This is a genomic window from uncultured Imperialibacter sp., assembly GCF_963974565.1.
GTDB lineage: Bacteria > Bacteroidota > Bacteroidia > Cytophagales > Cyclobacteriaceae > Imperialibacter > Imperialibacter roseus.
The window spans coordinates 383,088-400,860 of the sequence record NZ_CAXBCJ010000002.1 but is presented as its reverse complement, the minus strand read 5'-3'; the positions used below and the strand labels follow the sequence as shown (position 1 = coordinate 400,860).

General features: G+C 47.7%; 13 protein-coding genes. 4 read left to right on the top strand and 9 right to left on the bottom strand.

What is annotated here, in order from left to right:
• Position 1 precedes the first annotated feature (1 nt).
• Genes AAC052_RS04440 through AAC052_RS04425 form a run of 4 tightly spaced genes read right to left on the bottom strand, consistent with a single transcriptional unit; the run spans position 2 to position 5,699 of the window.
• Complete coding sequence (locus AAC052_RS04440) at positions 2 to 490, bottom strand: hypothetical protein (protein ID WP_317491935.1); 489 nt, start codon at positions 488 to 490, stop codon at positions 2 to 4.
• Between the two features lie 3 nt (positions 491 to 493).
• Positions 494 to 1,291 carry a hypothetical protein gene (locus tag AAC052_RS04435; protein ID WP_339811281.1) on the bottom strand — a complete coding sequence of 266 codons (798 nt, stop codon included), beginning with the start codon at positions 1,289 to 1,291 and terminating at the stop codon, positions 494 to 496.
• A 5-nt stretch (positions 1,292 to 1,296) separates the two neighbouring features.
• Positions 1,297 to 2,655: a RagB/SusD family nutrient uptake outer membrane protein gene (locus AAC052_RS04430; RefSeq protein ID WP_339811279.1), complete on the bottom strand. Its 1,359-nt coding sequence runs from the start codon at positions 2,653 to 2,655 to the stop codon at positions 1,297 to 1,299.
• An 11-nt stretch (positions 2,656 to 2,666) separates the two neighbouring features.
• Positions 2,667 to 5,699: a TonB-dependent receptor gene (locus AAC052_RS04425; protein WP_339811277.1), complete on the bottom strand. Its 3,033-nt coding sequence runs from the start codon at positions 5,697 to 5,699 to the stop codon at positions 2,667 to 2,669.
• A 337-nt stretch (positions 5,700 to 6,036) separates the two neighbouring features.
• Between AAC052_RS04425 and AAC052_RS04420 the strand changes: the two genes are divergently transcribed.
• The 3 genes from AAC052_RS04420 to AAC052_RS04410 all read left to right on the top strand — a co-directional run bounded on the left by AAC052_RS04420 (position 6,037) and on the right by AAC052_RS04410 (position 10,827).
• Positions 6,037 to 6,480, top strand: a complete 444-nt coding sequence (locus AAC052_RS04420) for a hypothetical protein (protein ID WP_339811275.1) — start codon at positions 6,037 to 6,039, stop codon at positions 6,478 to 6,480.
• A gap of 86 nt (positions 6,481 to 6,566) precedes the next feature.
• Entirely contained in the window at positions 6,567 to 8,972 is a 2,406-nt protein-coding gene (locus AAC052_RS04415) for a TonB-dependent receptor (protein ID WP_339811273.1), read from the top strand.
• Between the two features lie 151 nt (positions 8,973 to 9,123).
• Positions 9,124 to 10,827: a glutamine--tRNA ligase/YqeY domain fusion protein gene (locus AAC052_RS04410; RefSeq protein ID WP_339811272.1), complete on the top strand. Its 1,704-nt coding sequence runs from the start codon at positions 9,124 to 9,126 to the stop codon at positions 10,825 to 10,827.
• Positions 10,828 to 11,048: 221 nt separating this feature from the next.
• Here the strand turns inward: AAC052_RS04410 and AAC052_RS04405 are convergent, their stop codons facing one another.
• Both AAC052_RS04405 and AAC052_RS04400 read right to left on the bottom strand, forming a co-directional pair.
• On the bottom strand, positions 11,049 to 12,281 hold the full coding sequence (locus tag AAC052_RS04405) for a serine hydrolase (RefSeq protein WP_339811271.1): 1,233 nt from the start codon (positions 12,279 to 12,281) through the stop codon (positions 11,049 to 11,051).
• Positions 12,282 to 12,518: 237 nt separating this feature from the next.
• Complete coding sequence (locus AAC052_RS04400; protein WP_317491487.1) at positions 12,519 to 12,959, bottom strand: peptidylprolyl isomerase; 441 nt, start codon at positions 12,957 to 12,959, stop codon at positions 12,519 to 12,521.
• A gap of 95 nt (positions 12,960 to 13,054) precedes the next feature.
• Between AAC052_RS04400 and AAC052_RS04395 the strand changes: the two genes are divergently transcribed.
• Positions 13,055 to 14,200 (top strand): carboxypeptidase-like regulatory domain-containing protein, encoded by a 1,146-nt coding sequence (locus tag AAC052_RS04395; protein ID WP_339811270.1) that lies wholly within the window; start codon positions 13,055 to 13,057, stop codon positions 14,198 to 14,200.
• Here AAC052_RS04395 and AAC052_RS04390 read toward each other — a convergent pair.
• From AAC052_RS04390 to AAC052_RS04380, 3 genes are all read right to left on the bottom strand, one after another.
• On the bottom strand, positions 14,197 to 14,547 hold the full coding sequence (locus AAC052_RS04390; RefSeq protein WP_339811269.1) for an ArsC/Spx/MgsR family protein: 351 nt from the start codon (positions 14,545 to 14,547) through the stop codon (positions 14,197 to 14,199). The two genes, AAC052_RS04395 and AAC052_RS04390, sit on opposite strands and share 4 nt — an antisense overlap.
• A 278-nt stretch (positions 14,548 to 14,825) precedes the next feature.
• Positions 14,826 to 15,032, bottom strand: a complete 207-nt coding sequence (locus AAC052_RS04385; protein WP_317491490.1) for a hypothetical protein — start codon at positions 15,030 to 15,032, stop codon at positions 14,826 to 14,828.
• Between the two features lie 244 nt (positions 15,033 to 15,276).
• Positions 15,277 to 17,700 (bottom strand): FtsX-like permease family protein, encoded by a 2,424-nt coding sequence (locus AAC052_RS04380; protein WP_339811267.1) that lies wholly within the window; start codon positions 17,698 to 17,700, stop codon positions 15,277 to 15,279.
• Positions 17,701 to 17,773: the final 73 nt, after the last annotated feature.

The window sequence follows — 17,773 nt, the reverse complement described above, 5'->3', positions numbered from 1 at the left end:
CTTAGTCTTGGGTTTTTACTGCCTGAAGTACGAAACGATAGCTGCCGCCATCAAAGAAAATTTCCATGGAAAGCCGGTCGTCTTTGAGGCTTTTTACAATGAAGGGAAGCCGGGTGTCGATTGAAAGGATAGGTAATATCATTTCCAGGGTGGCATTGGCATTGGAAAAAGCCCAAATATCAGTCACTACTATATCTCCCTCCGATTCATCACATTTGGTAGCGCCATTCTGTACCTCGAACTTCTTTTCTTCATTCGCATAAAATACATACCTGTCGTCAAAAGCGCAGTCATTGTCTTGTACGGGAATATTTTGCGTTGGTGCGCCATCCTCGAGAATGGAAATACCTGTCAATCTCCAGGTTTTGGACACCTTGCCTGTAAGGAGTTGCGAGTAGGTGAAAGGTTCCGGCTCAAATTGCTCTCTGCATGAAAAAAGGGCAGGCAGAAGCAAGCAAGTGATATATGCAGATAGTCGAATTCTTTTCATCACCTATTGTCGTTTAAATGTTACCGTTTGAGGCTCAATATCCTCCACGTCCACAAATTCTATAGTGAGGGTGATCTCACCCGTCAATGGATTAACTATACCCGACCCACGTATGGTAGCCTGGTCCTCTACCAGCGTTTGTTCTTCCTGTTCCGGTATAGTGAGGGTATTGTCGAAGTTGTCGTTGAAAATGAGGTCTCTTTCTGTGCTGGAATTGAAAATAGGCAGATTAATATCCCAGTTGGAAAGAAAGTATTCATTACAGTCCGCACTGGTGATGCGAATGTCTTCGATAGGAACTGTATTAGAAGGGCCGTACCCTGTGTAATAGCCTCCAAGAATACAATCATCAAAAATGGTAAATGTCAATGTTCTGCCGATTTCACTGTCGCCTTGCCCGATGGCTAAATCGACGGGAGAAACACCCTCCAGGGTAAATATGATGTCCTGCGATTCCAGGATGTTGTTGGCGTTATTGATCAGACGAATGGTGATATAACCAAAACTTTCGTTGGCTGGAATTTCCACGATGCCCTTTTCGCTCAAAACCTCGTAGTCAATGCCCTCCCGGGCATCCCCGGCAATTGAGTAGCTCATCTGTATTTTTTCGCTTCGTTGCGGGCCTACCAGATGCACCGAGAGCGCTATGTCCTCGCTGTAGCTTTCAAGCTCTGAAGCAGTTTCCTCTGTGAACCTAACATGATACGGCCCCTTGAAAATTAACCTCTCAGGCTCACACCCGGCCAAACACCACATAAAAGCGGCCGCTATCACCCATCTGTATGTTTTCAATTTGCTCATAGGTATCAGTAGCCTGGGTTTTGTGCGCCCTGAAGCGCTGGGTTATACTGAATTTCTCTTAGTGGAATAGGCCACAACTCAAACTTGTCCTGCCAGTTGGTGTTGAAGGCTGTCATCACCACTTTTGCCCTTCCTGTTCTTACCAGATCGTACCAGCGGTGGCCTTCGTAGGCCAGCTCGTACAGTCTTTCTCTCTCAATCACCTGAAGCACCTGCTCTTTTGAATTGGCTACAGCCGGAGCGCCATTGGCCCGGTTTCTCAGTACGTTAACATCTTCAAGCGCACTACCGCTTCCGAAAAGCTTGTTTTGCTGTGCCCTTGCTTCGGCCCTTATCAGATACATTTCACCCAGGCGGAATATGATGATGTTGTTATTATCTTCATCGGCTGTGCCGTATTTGGCGACAGACCAGCCATTGTCAACGCCGCCCAGTTCGGAAAGATCAAATGAAATATTACTGAACCGGTCGCCGGCCTCATCATTGTTCAGTGCAACCACCGTTTGATTGCTTGGAATGATTTCTCTCCTTCCTCTGAAGAGGTCGTTAAGCCCATAGTTGGCATCTGTGCCGGGGTCGTCGTTCACCGTGTAGCCAACTTCAAGTATTGCCTCGTCGGTAAAGTCGCTGAGCACAATGTCGCTGTAGTCGTCAACAAGCGTGTAGTTCTCGCTATCGATGATTTGAGAAGTCAGCGCCTCAGCTTCGGCCCAGTTTTGCTGATAAAGGGCAAGCCTGGCCCTTGCTGCCACCACGGCACTTTGGCTAACAAAGCCTGCATTTACCGGGCTTTCCGGAAGAGCGTCGCCGGAGGCAGCCGCATAGTCCGCTTCAATAAATGCGAGCAAATCCTCAACGCTTGACCTGGGCACATTTCTGTTAGACTCCAGGTCTGAGGTAGTGGTGATGGGCATTGCCCCAAAAGTGAACACACCAACGAAATAGGCGTAGCCTCTCAGGAAACGTGCGGTGGCTGTGACTTCGTTTCGCTCGGCTTCAGTTACACCCGGCACTCCCGGCAGTTTTTCGAGGATGAAATTGGCGACATAGATGGTGCGGTAGATGCTTCCCCACAGCGCAGCGGCTGAAGCATTGGTTGACGTAATCTGCTTATTGGAGAACTCCCGGTACTGATTGAATGTGCCAATATGAGTCAGCATGTCGGCAGTCATATCGCCGGCAATAACTTTGGGCGCTGCAATGCTTCTGAAGGCACCGTAAAGCCCAATTTCGACAGAAGATACATCTTTGGCCTCATTGAGCGCCAGGTCGTCTATCAAAAGAGCGACGGGCTCAGGATCAAGAAAATTGGTACAGCCAAAGCCTGTAACCAGGAACAATATGATCAATGTTGCTTTTTTCATTTTCTTAGCTCCTAAAATTTCACGTTAATACCCAGCATCATTGTTTTTACCTGCGGCAAAGTAAAGAAGTCGATTCCCTGCGCTGTGGTGGAGCCGTCAAGTGTGCTCACCTCAGGATCGTTGCCCGTATAATTTGTCCATGTAAACACGTTGGTGGCCGAGCCGTAGATCCTTATGCTCTGCGCCTTTATTTTTTCTACGTAGCGTATCGGAAGATTATAGCCAAGCGAGATGTTTTTTACCCTGAGAAATGAGCCGTCTTCAAGAAACCGGTTGCTGTGCCAGTTGTTCTGCGTGTTTCCCAGTTCGTACCGTGGCACATCGGTGATGTCGCCCGGCTTTTGCCATCTGTCGAGGGCCTTTCGAACCTGATTGTTATTGATGTCCTCCCCAGAGTTCAGCAGGGCAGAGTTGCTGAAGTTAAGTAGTTCATTTCCATAACTAAACTGAATGAAAACACTCAAATCGAATCCCCGGTACGAGAGGTTGTTGGTTATTCCCCCAACGAAATCGGGCTGTGCCGTGCCAATGACCTGCCCATCATCCGGGCTGATTTGTCCATCTCCGTTAATGTCCTCATAAATGGCATCGCCAGTGGCTGGGTCAACACCAAGGAAGTTGAGACCCCAAAACGTGCCGAGAGGATACCCTGGCTTTACAATATTGGTATTGCCGGCGCCATTGGCAGTGTAACCACGAAACAGGGGCAAGGTGTCGGCCAGAGATTTTACGAGGTTGTCGTTTTTGGCAATATTGAGGTTGGTCGACCAGCGAAAGTCGCCATCAAAGTTGATGCTGTTAACCGATAGCTCCACTCCGAGGTTCGACACTTCTCCAATGTTTCCCTGAATGCTTCCAAAGCCTGTCGTCAGTGGTATTGGCTGGCTGAACAGTAGTTTGCTGGTCAGGTTGCTGTAGCCATCCACGCTTGTTTGCAGGCGGCCGCTAAAAAGGGAGAGGTCAATGCCAACGTTGGCTTCTCGGGTCACTTCCCACTGGAGGTCGGGGTTTTCCAGGTTGGCGGGAGCTGTTCCTGTCACCCCATTGTAAGTGGTGGAGGCGAAGGTGCCCAAGAAGGCAAAGTCGCCTATTCTTTCGTTGCCGGTAAAGCCATAGCTACCCCGGACTTTCAGGTCATCAACAATGGTGTTTTTAGGAAAAAAGGCTTCGTTGGTGATCCGGTACCCAGCCGAAACCGAAGGGAAGAGACCAAATCGGTTGTTGGTGCCGAACCTTGAGGAACCATCGTATCGAGTGGTGACGCTGGCAAAATATTTTTCTTTGTAGTCGTAGCGGGCTTCTGCAAAATAGGAGTTAAGCCCGCTGTTCACTTTGTCTGAACTTCCGGCATCCACAATACCAGCAGAGGTGATATAGGTAAAGTCATCGCTGGGAAAAAGCCTTCCCTGAACAAAGTTGGAGGTCTCCGTCCGCTGTAGGAACTCTGTGCCGGCTGTTGCGTTGATGACGTGGTCACCAAAAGTCTGATTGTATGTAACAGTGTTGGTGTTGATATAGGTAACGTAAGTGCCGGTGGAGTTAACACCGTAGCCCAGGCCACCTACTGAAGCCAGAAAGCCACCAATGGCAGTGCTCGATGGCTCAAATTGATCTTCGGCCACGTCGTTATAGTCTACACTGAATTTAGCTCTGGCTCTGAAATGTTCGTTGAACTGATACTCGCTGAATACACCAACAAGCACCTTCAGGGTATTCGTTTGGAATCGGGGCAACACTGCCTGTCCCACAGGGTTGAAATTAGGGAAACCGGCGTAGTTGGAATTGCCAGGCCCGATGATATTCCCCTTTTCGTCAAACGGAAAGTAATATGGGAGACTCTTGACGGCACCTGAATAAACACCATCAAGGAAGTTGTCACCTTTGATTCGATCATTTCGGGTCTTGGAAATGGTGAGGTTGTTGCCAAACTTGAGTTTATCGGTCACTTTGTGGTCGATGTTAAGCGTGCCGGCAAACCTTAGGAACTGGTTGTTCAGAATGACGCCTTCTTCGCCCCGGTAGTTGAAACTTGAGTAGAAGCTAGTCTGCTCATCGCCACCACTGATACTCATTTGGTATTGCTCCATGATCGCCTGGCGGGTCACCTGGTCAATCCAGTCTGTATTCACGGCATCCGTCACACCTTTAATAATCCCAGACTCGTCAGGGTTCTGCCCCGCATTGGTGATGGCCTCCCGCTGAAGAGTCACCAACTCTTCTGATGAGAGTAAGTCGAGCTTGTTGGTGAGGTCGATAACACCCCTTTGCACATCAAAGGTCACGGAGGTCTTGGCACCTTTGCTACCTCGTTTTGTGGTAATTAACACCACGCCGTTAGCTGCTCTGCTGCCATAGATAGCCTTGGCCGACGCATCCTTTAATACTTGAAATGACTCAATATCGTTAGGGTTCAGCGTAGAGAGCGCATTGTCGTTCTGCCCTCCGAAACTTCTCAGGGCCAGTGCCCCATCTTCTACTGGCACACCATCAATAATAAACAACGGCCTGTTCGAAGCGGAAATGGAGGTGTTCCCTCTCACCCGCACAGTGATACCGCCGCCGGGCGTTCCCGATGACTGTGTCACCTGCACTCCGGCCGCTTTGCCCTGGAGAGCCTGATCTAAACTCACCACCGGAAGGTTTTTGATGTCTTCAGCTGAAACCGACGCTATGGCCCCGATAATATCTCTTTTCTTTACATAAGAATAGCCTGTCACAATGACTTCGTTGAGCTGACGGGCGTCTTCTTCCAGCTTCACATCAATTGTGGCTGCTGCGGTCACGGGCATTTCCTTCGTCAGGTAGCCTATGTATGAAAAAACAAGCACATCATTGTTGCCGCCTACCTCTAGTCTGTAGTTTCCTTCAATGTCGGTGATGGTTCCCGTGGTGGTTCCTTTGATATAGATGTTTACCCCCGGAAGTGAGAAATTGTCAATGTCAGTTACCTGGCCGGTAATGACTCTTGATTGGGCTTGTGAGCTGGTTGGGGCAACTAAAAGCAGTGTCAAACCAGAGAAAACCAAAAGTAGTAGATGCTTCATTCAATGCTTAACAGGTGTAAAACCAGGACCAAAGTACAAACCCCTCGAAATTAAATAAGTTTTAGAGTTTCCTCTATAATGGCATAAAACATTCTTGGGTATTCAAACCCTCATTCAATAAACTCAATTTTACCTTTGATAATCAAGCAAAGCACTTGAAATAATGTGTATTTGATTTGATAGTAAACCCAATTACATTGCCTGCATCACCGTTGGCGCTCCGGCCGAACGGGAATTCGCACACTGTATATTGAAAAGGTTACTGTCCATATTTCTTCTTCTTTGTGTTTCAGCTCCCTTTTGGCTGAACTATTCGGTATTCTATGTTAATAGAATAATGATTAGGTCAGAGGTGATGCAAAAAATCATGGAGGGAGTGGATGATAGTGAGAAGGTTACAATCAAATTATCTCGCTATGAGGCCGACCGTGAAATTATATGGGAGGAACACAGAGAGTTTCGCTACAAAGGCCAGTTTTATGATGTTATTGAGTCAGAACAGTTACCTGATTCCGTTTACTTTGTTTGCTACTGGGACAAAGAGGAAACTTTTATAAGTGAGGTTTTTGAAGGGATTCTTTTCGAAGAGCTTAATCATGAAGCTGAGAGTGATGACGCTTCTGACCATTTTGTCGACCTAATAAAAACCCCTTACAGAATTAACTCATTCAAATGGGCAGCGATCAGTAGAATTAAGGAAGAAAAGAATATGGCAGAAGCCATCTGCTTGTACAGGTCAGTGTACTTTAGCCCTCCGAATCCACCACCCAAATCAGTTTGATTTCTACATTTTAGTCAAGGCCCGGCCTCTTCTGAAGAATTGGTGCCAGCGCTTATTTGTATTTCGATTAAACTGACTATCATAAGATGAGAAGACTGATACTGTCATGCCTGCTCACAACACGGGTGCTGGTGAGCTATGCGCAGATTTTAACAATAAAAGACAAAGAGAACAATGAACCTTTAGATCTGGTGACACTGTACAGTGAAGCGCCAAGGGCTACTGCCATGACCAACTCGTCAGGAATGGCCGACATTTCTGAGTTTGAGGGAGCTGATAAAATAGAAGTCAGGCTGGTAGGCTACAATCGGATTGTTAGCTCTTATGCTGAGCTGGCGGCTGGTGATCGGGTTTTGGTGATGGAGCCTTCCAATATTTCGCTGGATCAGGTTGTGGTTTCTGCCAGCAAATGGAGCCAGTCGACAAGGGATGTGCCTGTGCACATTGCTACCATTACGCCCAAGGATGCTGCGCTGCTCAATCCGCAAACTGCAGCTGATTTGCTCGGAGGCTCTGGCCAGGTTTTTATCCAAAAAAGCCAGCAGGGTGGAGGAAGCCCTATGATCCGGGGTTTTGCCACCAACAGGCTTTTGCTCACAGTGGATGGCGTACGCATGAATACCGCCATTTTCAGAGGTGGAAACTTGCAAAACGTTATTTCGCTGGATCCTTTTGCCACTGAAAATACTGAGGTATTCTTTGGCCCCGGGTCGGTGATATATGGAAGTGACGCCATTGGTGGTGTGATGAGTTTCACAACCCTTACCCCGCACCTTAGCCTTACCGACGAAACGCTGACAAAAGGAAGTGCTGCCAGCAGGTTTTCATCTGCCAATAGTGAAAAAACGGCCCATTTGGACTTCAATGTCGGATGGAAGAAGTGGTCGTCGGTGACCAGCTTTTCTTACAACGGCTACGGTGACCTGCGAATGGGTACCAAAGGGCCCGACGACTACCTCAGACCCTTTTACGTGCAGCGAATCGATAGTGTCGATCGGGTAGTGACCAACGATAATCCACTTGTGCAGCGGCCAAGCGGCTACCAGCAAACCAACATGATGCAGAAGCTGCGTTTTGCTCCTAACAAAAGGTGGGACGTGGTTTACGCATTTCACTACTCTGAAACTTCTGACTACGCCCGTTACGACAGGCATATCCGTTATAAAAAGGGACTGCCCAGGTACGGGGAATGGTCGTACGGCCCGCAGAAGTGGATGATGAACAACCTGACTACCTCCTATACCACCAATACGGGGTTATTTGACCAGGTCACACTTAGGTTGGCGCATCAGTTTTTTGAAGAAAGCCGGATTGACCGGGATATTAATGGATCGACTCGGGCCATCCGTATCGAAAATGTAAACGCCTATTCTGCCAATCTCGATTTTTCCAAATCGCTCTTAGCCGGACAAAAACTCTTTTATGGCCTGGAGATGATTTACGACAAAGTGGACTCTGAAGGAATGGACGAGAATATTTCGACTGGAGAGAAAGCCGTTGGTCCTGCAAGGTACCCACAGTCCGATTGGTCGTCCTATGCGGCTTATGCCACTTACCAGAATCGATTGAGTGACCTGCTCCTTGTGCAAGCTGGTGCCCGCTTCAATAGCTTTGGACTGAATGCTACGTTCGATAATTCATTTTACCCATTTCCGTTTTCAACGGCTGACTTGAAGAATGGTGCTTTGACGGGAAGTGCAGGCGTAGTGCTGACGCCAGGTGAGAAGCTGTCAATCAGTGCCAACCTTTCCACTGGCTTTCGTTCGCCCAATGTGGATGACGTGGGCAAGGTGTTCGACTCAGAGCCCGGGGCGGTGGTCGTGCCTAACCCTGATCTTGAAGCAGAGTATGCTTACAATGCTGAGGTGGGTATGGCAAAGGTATTTGGTGACTTCCTCAAGCTGGATGCTACCGCCTTCTACACAGTGCTTTCGAATGCCCTCGTGCGCAGGGACTTTACGCTAAACGGTCTTGATAGTATCGTATACGACGGCGAGCTGAGCCAGGTACAGGCCATTCAAAACGCTGCCAGGGCCACCGTTTATGGTTTTCAGGCGGGTCTTGAAGTTAAATTGCCTGAGGGTTTCACACTGTCGTCTCGCTACAATGTGCAAGTTGGGGAGGAGGAGTTGGATGATGGATCGAAAAGCCCTTCCAGGCATGCCGCTCCGGCTTTTGGCGTCAGCCATTTTATGTATGGTGTGAAAAACCTGAAACTGGACTTTTACGCTCAATACAGTGGGGGTGTTGGCTTTGCCGACATGCCTGAGGAGGAGAAAGGCAAGACGGAGATTTATGCGGCAGATAAGGAAGGAAACCCTTATTCACCATCGTGGTATACACTTAACTTTAAGGTGAGCCAGAAAATATCCGATGATATTATCATTTCCGGTGGTATCGAAAACCTGACCGACCAACGCTATAAGCCCTATTCGTCAGGAATGGCTGGTGCAGGGAGGAATTTTATTATTTCACTCAGGACAAGTTTTTAAGTCCTCAAGTGGTTCGTCTGAAGCTGTCTTGTGCAGGCAGTCGCCAAACGGCTTCAGGCTTTTCTTTTTCTACAGCATCTTAGTCAGCGCAAATTACCTTGGTTGCAGAATATTGCTTTAATTTGCAGCTTTTAAAACACAGGTTGGGCTCATGGCTGAAAACACGGAAGAAAAGAAAGAATCGATCAACTTTATTCATCAAATCATTGAGGATGATAACAAAACGGGAAAGTTTGCCGGCAAGGTGCACACCCGTTTTCCTCCGGAGCCCAATGGTTACCTGCATATTGGCCATGCCAAGTCTATTTGCCTAAATTTTGGAACAGCCAAAAAATACAATGGGCTTTGTAACCTGAGGTTTGATGATACCAACCCAACCAAGGAAAGCGACGAGTATGTGAACTCCATCATGGAGGACGTAAAATGGCTTGGGTTCGACTGGGAAGACAGGCGTTATCATGCTTCCGACTATTTTGATCAACTATACGAATACGCCCAACAGCTGATAAAAAAAGGCAAAGCTTATGTGGATAGCCTTTCTTCTGAAGATTTTGCTAAAAACTACAAAGGCACGCCGACAAAAGCTGGTAAGAACAGTCCATTCAGAGACAGATCGGTGGAAGAAAACCTGGACTTGTTCGACAGAATGCGCAAGGGGGAGTTTCCCGACGGTGCGCATGTAGTTAGGGCAAAAATAGACATGGCGCATCCGAACATGCACATGCGTGACCCTTCGATGTATCGCATCAAGCATGCTCACCACCACCGCACGGGCGACAAATGGCATATTTACCCCATGTACGACTTTGCACATGGCCTTTCGGATAGTATTGAGGGCATCACGCATTCCCTGTGTACACTTGAGTTTGAGGTGCACAGGCCGTTGTACGATTGGTTCATTGACGAGCTGGGCGTTTACCACCCTCAGCAAATAGAATTTGCCAGGCTTAACCTCAATTATACAGTGATGAGTAAGCGCAAGCTGCTTGAACTGGTGGAGGAGGGGTACGTAGACGGGTGGAACGATCCCCGGCTTCCAACGATATCGGGCTTGAGAAGAAGAGGATATACGCCTTCATCTATTCGCACCTTTGCTGACAGGATTGGCGTGGCCAAAAGGGATAATATCATCGATGTTGGCTTGCTCGAATGGAGCGTGAGGGAAGACCTCAACAAAATTGCTCCTAGGAAAATGGGCGTTCTTCGCCCTTTGAAAGTCATCATTACCAACTACCCGGAGGACAAAGAAGAGTTGATGGATGCCACCAACAACCCCGAGGATCCTGATAGTGGGACGAGGAAGGTGCCTTTTTCACGAGAGATTTATATTGAGCAGTCGGACTTCATGGAAGACCCCCCGAAGAAGTTTTTCAGGATGGGGCCGGGCCGTGAAGTGAGACTAAAGTACGCTTATATCATCGAATGCGTTGATTTTAAGAAAGACCCTGCCACCGGGGAAATTCTGGAGGTGTACTGTACTTACGATCCACTAACCAAAAGTGGTGAAGACCAAACTGGTAAAAAAGTGAAAAGCACCCTCAGCTGGGTGTCGGCTAAGCATGCCTACAGAACAGAAGTGCGTCTTTACGACCGTTTGTTCAATGTAGAAGATCCTTCGGACGTAGAAGAGGGAGAGGACTGGAAAAAGAACATCAACCCGGGCTCTCTTGAGATCATTGAGGCCGCTGCGCTGGAGCCATCGCTCGCTAAGGCTGAAGCAGGTGTTGGTTACCAATTTGAGAGACAAGGATATTTTACAGTTGACACCAAATACTCAACGGCTGACAAACTGGTGTTCAATCGAACCGTAACGCTCAAAGACGATTGGGCCAAGATTCAGCAGGCAGGTAGTTAGGCGTGTAAGCGAAACAATTGTAACTAGCTCTTTTCGAAAGAAGAGGGCTTTTTTGTATCAGGTATCATCCCTTGTCAGGGGGCTGAAGGTCACGTGCGCACCTGGCTGACATAAGGCGTTAGCGAATGGTAAAAGTATCCTTCGAGAGAAGGGATCCGAATCTGCTTGTTCAGGCAAAGCGCTATGGCGGAGGCCGATGGCTCACTCGATATATGGGAACCTCACTTCCCCACACTCTTCAACACCCTCTCCACAATCCCGTCCATGCTGCTGCTGTCAATCCAGCGGGCTACGATGACTAAGTCGTTTTCCTGGTCGACGTAGATCATATTGGCACCAGCACCTAAGTGATAAAACGCCGATGCGGGTGCGCTTGGTAAAGGCATTTGCTCCGTATTCAGAAAGAAGTTCATAAAGCCATAAGTAGTCTGCACAGGCGTAGGTGTTCTGGCCATGCTCAGCCACTTTTCGGAAATCAGCTGCTGCCCATTCCAGTTACCATTGCGTAGCGTTAGATAGCCAAAACGGGCCTGATCGTAGGCATTGATGAACATGCCGCCGCCCCAGTGAGAGCCGCCGCTGACCGACTGCACCGGCTTACCATCGAGCACAATCCATGAGTTTTCGTAGCCCAGCCAACGCCAGGTAGGAGAGGCTCCAATAGGATCCATGATACTTTCTCTAAGTACTTCTGGTAGCGGTTTTCTCCAAACGTTGAGAATACACAGTGCCAGCAAGTTTACCCGGGTATCGTTGTATTTGTAAAAGCTCCCTGGCTCGTTTCTTTCCCTGCCTATCCAGCCCTCGGTGTCACGGGGCGGACGGTCGGCCCAGTCGGGCTTTCCCCAGAGCGTGCCTTCCCAGTCGCTGGTTTGGCGCAGCATGTGGTTCCAGGTGATTTTTCGGTTGTGCTCAGAGGCAAATAGTTCCAGCACGTCAGGCTCTTCAAACGACTCGGCTTTGTTGAGCGACATCCGGGCTGGCTCGTAGGGAATCACCGGGCCGATGTAGGGATAAACCTTGTCATTTACGTCTCTGATCATGCCTTTGTCGTAAGCGAGGCCAACAGTGGTGGAAAGAAAGCTTTTTGCAACGCTAAACGTTTGATCTACCCGATCAGGATCGCCCCATTTGGCAATGATGTAGCCATTTTTGATCACCATGCCTGTAGCCGGGCCTCTTTCTTTCAGCGGGCCAACGGCGTCCCCAAAGGGCTCCTTCCCGAAGCTGAGGTAGTGAGCCTCCTTTAGGTTTCTCGAAGCTTTCGACTCGCTGGCAATAGCGAAATCTACTGCTTCTTGCAGCAATGAGGGATCGACGCCCATAGCGGCCGGTGTGCGTTCTTCCCAGCTATCTGCCGGAGGGAAGTATGGCTTGAGTGCTTTGCCTTTTTGGCTGAATAGTAGGGCCGGAGCCGTAGTGAGAATGAAAAGAAGGCAAATTTTGAACTTCATGATGCTGGATGGATTAAAATGAAACAGGTGGTCAGTGATTTTTTGTGCAGACCAAATTTACTATTCAGTCACAAAAAAACATTAACCACCTGTCACAGAAAGAAATGAGATTTGAGTACTTGTCTACCTCCGACTGCCTCCCAGCCTTTCAGGCGTCTGACGATTGCCACCACTGATGCCAGCGCCATCGTACCGACGCCTGCTTCGGTCTTCCGTCTTCCAGCTTCTATCTTCTCCCTACTCTTGCTCGACAATCACCACTTTCTCCATCACTTCACCCTCTCTGATCGCATCTATCACATCAAGGCCTTCGAACACTTTGCCGAAAACGGTGTGGTTTCTATCAAGGTGGGCTGTGTTTTTGCGGCTATGGCAAATGAAGAATTGTGAACCGCCAGTGTTTCTGCCAGCGTGCGCCATGCTGAGTACGCCACGGTCGTGGTATTGGTTTTCGCCGTCAAGTTCGCAGGGAATAGTGTAGCCAGGTCCGCCAGCTCCTGTACCTTTAGGGCAGCCGCCTTGAATAACGAAATCAGGAATAACCCTGTGGAAGGTAAGCCCGTCGTAGAAATTATGATTGGCCAGTTCTTTAAAGTTGGCTACTGCCTTTGGAGCGTCTTTTTCGAAGAACTTGATCTTCATAACGCCTTTCTTCGTGTGTATCTCGGCTATTTGCATGATGTTAGTTGATATTTTAGTGTAAATTAAGCGATGACCGTTTGTTGGTTGTTATACTTATTTCGGCTTGCAAAACACACAAAAGTAGTATTTGTATGCAACTGATCTCTACATTATTATCAAAACGAATTCTTTTTGCCCTGTTTTTTCTTGTGTGCTCTTTAGCTGTCCTGGGTCAAACTGGGTCGCTGTCGGGTCGGGTGATAGATGCTGGCACAGAGGAACCATTGCCATTTGCTAATGTTTTTATCAGTAGCACCACCATGGGCTCCACCACTGCGCTGGATGGCTCGTTTCTGATCGAGCGAATACCTTTTGGTGCGGTTCAGTTGGTGGTTTCATTTGTCGGCTACAAGCACCAAACATTCAATTTTGATTTCACTGAAAGCTTCAACCTTAGCACAGCCATATCGCTTGAACCGGCTTTGGAAGAGCTGAGCACCATTGAGGTTACTTCGAAAAAAGACAAGAAGTGGGAAAGAAATCTATCTAAATTCACCAAAGTGTTTCTTGGTGAGACAGAATTTTCTAAGGGCTGCAAAATATTGAATCCCTGGGTGCTTGAGTTTGCAGAAGACAAGGACAACGGGCTGGTGGCAACGGCTAGTCGGCCAGTGGAAATCGAAAACCACGCATTGGGCTACAAGGTATTTTATCATTTGCGGCTTTTCAAGGCCAATTCGACCTATTTCTTTTTTACTGGGGAAACCAGGTTTGAAGAAATGACTCCCGCAGATGAGAAGCAAAAGAGCCAGTGGATCAAAAATAGAGTCATCGCTTTTAAAGGGTCGACAAGGCATCTCTTTTTGGCTATACTTTATGAGTATATTCAAAAGGGACAATTGCAGCAGGAAGGCTTTGCCTTGCTTCAGGAGAAGTTCCCAAGGGAAGGGCCCATTGTGCGGCACCCCGATCTTGCAAAAACAAAAAAAGAAATCCTGATTGACTACCCAATGGAAAACCTGGTGGGAGCGTCATATCGGACAGGACTTTACAGAATATTGCTCAGCGGCAAAGTAGAGGTGCATTACAAAAGGGAACAGGGGGTGCCAAAAAACACGATTTACAACGACACATTGGCGGAGGTGTCGTGGCTGGAGGTGAAGGAAGGCTACGTAGATGTGACTAAAACCGGCCTTAACCAAAAGCCCGACCAGCTGCTGGTTTCAGGCGCCATGAGCCAGGGTTGGGTGGCCATGATGCTGCCCAACGATTATGACCCCGCCAGCAATAACCCTTAGGAAATGGCTTCTTTTACCGCCGCCACGTTCTTTGGCGAGTTCCCAATGAATATTTTTCCATCAATGACAAAGACTGGACGTTTTAGAAAGGTATACTCCTCAAGAATATAATTTCTGTAGTCCTGCTCGCTCAATTGTTTGTCCTTTAACCCAAGGGCTTTGTATTTCATGGCCACTCTCGAAAACAAGGCCTCATAAGACCCTGCCATCGCTTTCATTTCGTCGATTTGTTCGGGGGTAATAGCCTCCTTTTTGATGTCCTGATAGATAAACTCTTTGCCGATGCCTAACTCTTTGATAATGCGCTGGCAAGTGGAACAGGTGGAGAGGTGATACACTTTCTTCATAGGGCAAAGAAAAGAAAATTTGTGCAATTAGACCCTTGATGGACGGCATTTGCAACTAATCATCTATACCCCGTGAGGCAAGCGATTTGATTTCCTGCTGAAGACACTTCACTTGGGAATGGAGCCAGGCAAATCGAAAACTGCTTAAAATTCTTATTGGTGAACGTTATAACTTCTTGATCCACTGAGTGTATCCAGCGGGTAAGATTTATGAAGACCAAAAAATTTGTAAGGACAATCGACTAAGTCAACAAACCTGGTCGTTGCAGACAAGGGAGTTAATCTTTGCGAGAGTTACTGAACAGCCAGATGCTAATGCCAGCCGCTGTGATAAGGGTACCCACAGCAATGGCGAGATTAACGTTGCGCTGGGTACGTCTTGCTTTTGTTAGGTAGGAAGAGCCAAGCCCCTTTTCTTCAATGAAATGCTCAATACTTTTCAACCTGCTCTCAATTTCTTCCTTCGCTTTCGTTGCTATGTCCATAGTTTTACGGTTTATATTATACAATACACAACGCCTGGGAACCAAAAATAGTTTAGATGCAGAGGATTCCTGTTTCTGTCGCCTCAGTTTGTTTCATCACGAATCAACCGCTAAATCTGGTCATCGTTGTTAGCCGATTGACTGACTACACATGTGTTCCTTATTCTGTCTTAGCCTCAGATGCCGACCTTTCCAGCAGCAGGATGTGAAGACATAAATACACCAAAATGGAGCTCGTAGCCTGCTACTCTCTCCTTAAACCCTCTACCGGATTAGCCCTTGCCGACCGCAATGATTGGGCTCCAACAGTCAGAAGCCCAAGTGTAAGTACCAGTACCCCCGGTAGCACAAAGTAGAACCACTGAATAGACATCTGGTAGGCAAACTTGGACGTCCATTCCACGATGATGTAGTTAGCCAGTGGTACCGAGATCACAAAAGCGATGAGTATCAGCTTGACATAATCTTTTGAAAATAGCAACACTATGGTGGCCGAGCTGGCCCCCAGCACTTTTCTTATGCTGATTTCTTTGGCTTTGCGGCTTGCGGTGAAAGCCGATAAACCGATAAGGCCCAGAATTGATACAATAATACAGATGTAGGACAACGTTGAAATGAGTTTCAGTTGAATTTGGTCGGCCCGGTATTGTTTGGCAAATTCCTGATCGAGAAAAGTATATTCAAAAGGATGATTGGGATCAAAGCCAGTCCAAATCTCCTCAATATCGGCAATTGTTGCTTTCATATCTTCTCCTTTGATGCGTATATGAATGCGGCCGCCATCACTTTCATCCAGCACAATGAACAAGGGTTCAATTTTGTTGTGCAGCGACTCGAAATTAAAGTCTTTCACGACACCAATAACCTCACCAAAGGTTTCGCCATGAAAGTACTTCACTTTTTTGCCCACCGCATTATCTCCCCATCCCAATTCTCTGGCACCGGTTTCGTTGACGATGAACTTCATAACATACTCTGCCTCAGAATCTGGATTAAAATCACGTCCGTCTACTAGTTCTATGCCCATGGTTTCAATGTAGTCCGGCCCCGACCAAATCATGGTCATACTTTGCTGTGCCATAGCGGTATCTCTTTCGACCCACAAAACCTGCCCGCCGAAACCCATACCGGGTGTGCCGTAGCCTGTGGCAGCACTCAATATGTTAGGATTTTTCCTAAGCTCAGTTCTTATCGCATCCATGTGGTTGGCCGTAACGGTGTCTTTGACTTCTATCACTAACACGTTGTCTTTCGCAAAGCCGAGCTCCTTGTGTTGCATGTACTCGATTTGTTTGTCCATGAGCACGGTGCAAATGATAACAAAAAGCGAAATCACAAACTGGAAGACGATGAGGCCTTTTCTTAGGAGAGTGCCCGATTTGTCACCTGTGAAGGTGCCTTTTAGAGCCTGCACCACTGGCACGGAGGGGATGTACAGGGCAGGGTAGATCCCGGAAAGCACACCCACCAGCAGTGTGATGGTAAACATGCCGATGGTAAGGAATGGATTGCTGAGAAAGTTGAGTGACAGGTTCTTATCAATCCATGAATTGAACGGCGTAAGCTCCAGCACGACATACGAAAGCACAATTGCTATCAACATGGCGATGAAGGCTATCAGGATGGCTTCCAGCATCACATTACGGAACAGTTCTGCTTTTGAGAATCCGAGCACTTTACGAATGCCCATTTCACCTGTCCTCACCACGGAGCGGGCTGTGGCCATGTTCATATAGTTGATGCAGGCCAAAATGATGATAAAAATGCCTACTATGGCAAATGTGTAAACATAGTTGATATTACCTACCGGCTCATCGCCGGAAAGGTCAGAGTTGAAATGAATATCAGCAATGGGCTGTAATTTTGGTGTAACAGTTCCATTGATGCGTTTGGCAAAAAGCCCAAAGGTTTTGTCAAATATGGGCGGGAATTTGTCGTAGAATGTGTTGGGGTCATAGTCAACGGGCATTAGAAGGTAGGTGTATCCATTAGGGTTCCAGAAACCTTCCGATTTTCGGGTGGCATCGCCTTCTTCAATCCAATCTCGGGGGGCGATGTGCGACAAAAGGATTTCGTACTTGAGGTGGGTATTGTCCGGAAGGTCAGAAATGACAGCAGTAACTTTGCGAGTGTCTCCTTCTGGAAAAATCAGCAGTTTGCCAACAGCCTCCTCGTCTCCAAAATATTTTTGAGCGATGGTCTTTGTAATGACGACCTTGCCAGGGCCTTCCAGGCATGACTTTGGATCACCTTCAAAGAAAGTATGATCAAACATAGAAAACATGTTGCTGTCCGCCCTCCAGATCTTATCCTCGTAGAATTGTTTAAGTACCCCATCCTGCGTTTTGTACTCTACCATCGACTCGCCATATCCCAGAAAACGCACATACTCCAGCACTTCGGGGAGATCGGCTTTGAGGATGGGTGCCAGCTCCCTGGCCGTATTGGCTGTATTAAAATCGGCACCGTCAGCTTTCAGGTGGTTGGTAAAGCGATAAATCTGCTTGTGTTTGGCAAAATGCTGGTCGTAGGTGAGCTCTCCCTGCAGGAAAAGCAGGAGAATGATGCCTACGGTGATACCAAGCGCCAGCCCGAGGATGTTGAGCACGGAGTAAACGCTGTCTTTCAGAAATAACCTGATGGCGAAGATGAGGTGGTTGCGAAGCATGAGCAAGTATTTTGAGTTGTTACACCAAAAATAACGAATGCTGGCATTCCACGACTGAAGCTTGCAGCAAGAG

What these genes read in the sequence shown, in the direction of transcription:
- AAC052_RS04440 (WP_317491935.1), bottom strand. Translation starts at nt 490, where the DNA reads ATGAAAAGAATTCGACTATCTGCATATATCACTTGCTTGCTTCTGCCT.
- AAC052_RS04420 (WP_339811275.1), top strand. Translation starts at nt 6,037, where the DNA reads ATGATTAGGTCAGAGGTGATGCAAAAAATCATGGAGGGAGTGGATGAT.
- AAC052_RS04395 (WP_339811270.1), top strand. Translation starts at nt 13,055, where the DNA reads ATGCAACTGATCTCTACATTATTATCAAAACGAATTCTTTTTGCCCTG.
- AAC052_RS04410 (WP_339811272.1), top strand. Translation starts at nt 9,124, where the DNA reads ATGGCTGAAAACACGGAAGAAAAGAAAGAATCGATCAACTTTATTCAT.
- AAC052_RS04385 (WP_317491490.1), bottom strand. Translation starts at nt 15,032, where the DNA reads ATGGACATAGCAACGAAAGCGAAGGAAGAAATTGAGAGCAGGTTGAAA.
- AAC052_RS04425 (WP_339811277.1), bottom strand. Translation starts at nt 5,699, where the DNA reads ATGAAGCATCTACTACTTTTGGTTTTCTCTGGTTTGACACTGCTTTTA.
- AAC052_RS04415 (WP_339811273.1), top strand. Translation starts at nt 6,567, where the DNA reads ATGAGAAGACTGATACTGTCATGCCTGCTCACAACACGGGTGCTGGTG.
- AAC052_RS04380 (WP_339811267.1), bottom strand. Translation starts at nt 17,700, where the DNA reads ATGCTTCGCAACCACCTCATCTTCGCCATCAGGTTATTTCTGAAAGAC.
- AAC052_RS04405 (WP_339811271.1), bottom strand. Translation starts at nt 12,281, where the DNA reads ATGAAGTTCAAAATTTGCCTTCTTTTCATTCTCACTACGGCTCCGGCC.
- AAC052_RS04390 (WP_339811269.1), bottom strand. Translation starts at nt 14,547, where the DNA reads ATGAAGAAAGTGTATCACCTCTCCACCTGTTCCACTTGCCAGCGCATT.
- AAC052_RS04430 (WP_339811279.1), bottom strand. Translation starts at nt 2,655, where the DNA reads ATGAAAAAAGCAACATTGATCATATTGTTCCTGGTTACAGGCTTTGGC.
- AAC052_RS04435 (WP_339811281.1), bottom strand. Translation starts at nt 1,291, where the DNA reads ATGAGCAAATTGAAAACATACAGATGGGTGATAGCGGCCGCTTTTATG.
- AAC052_RS04400 (WP_317491487.1), bottom strand. Translation starts at nt 12,959, where the DNA reads ATGCAAATAGCCGAGATACACACGAAGAAAGGCGTTATGAAGATCAAG.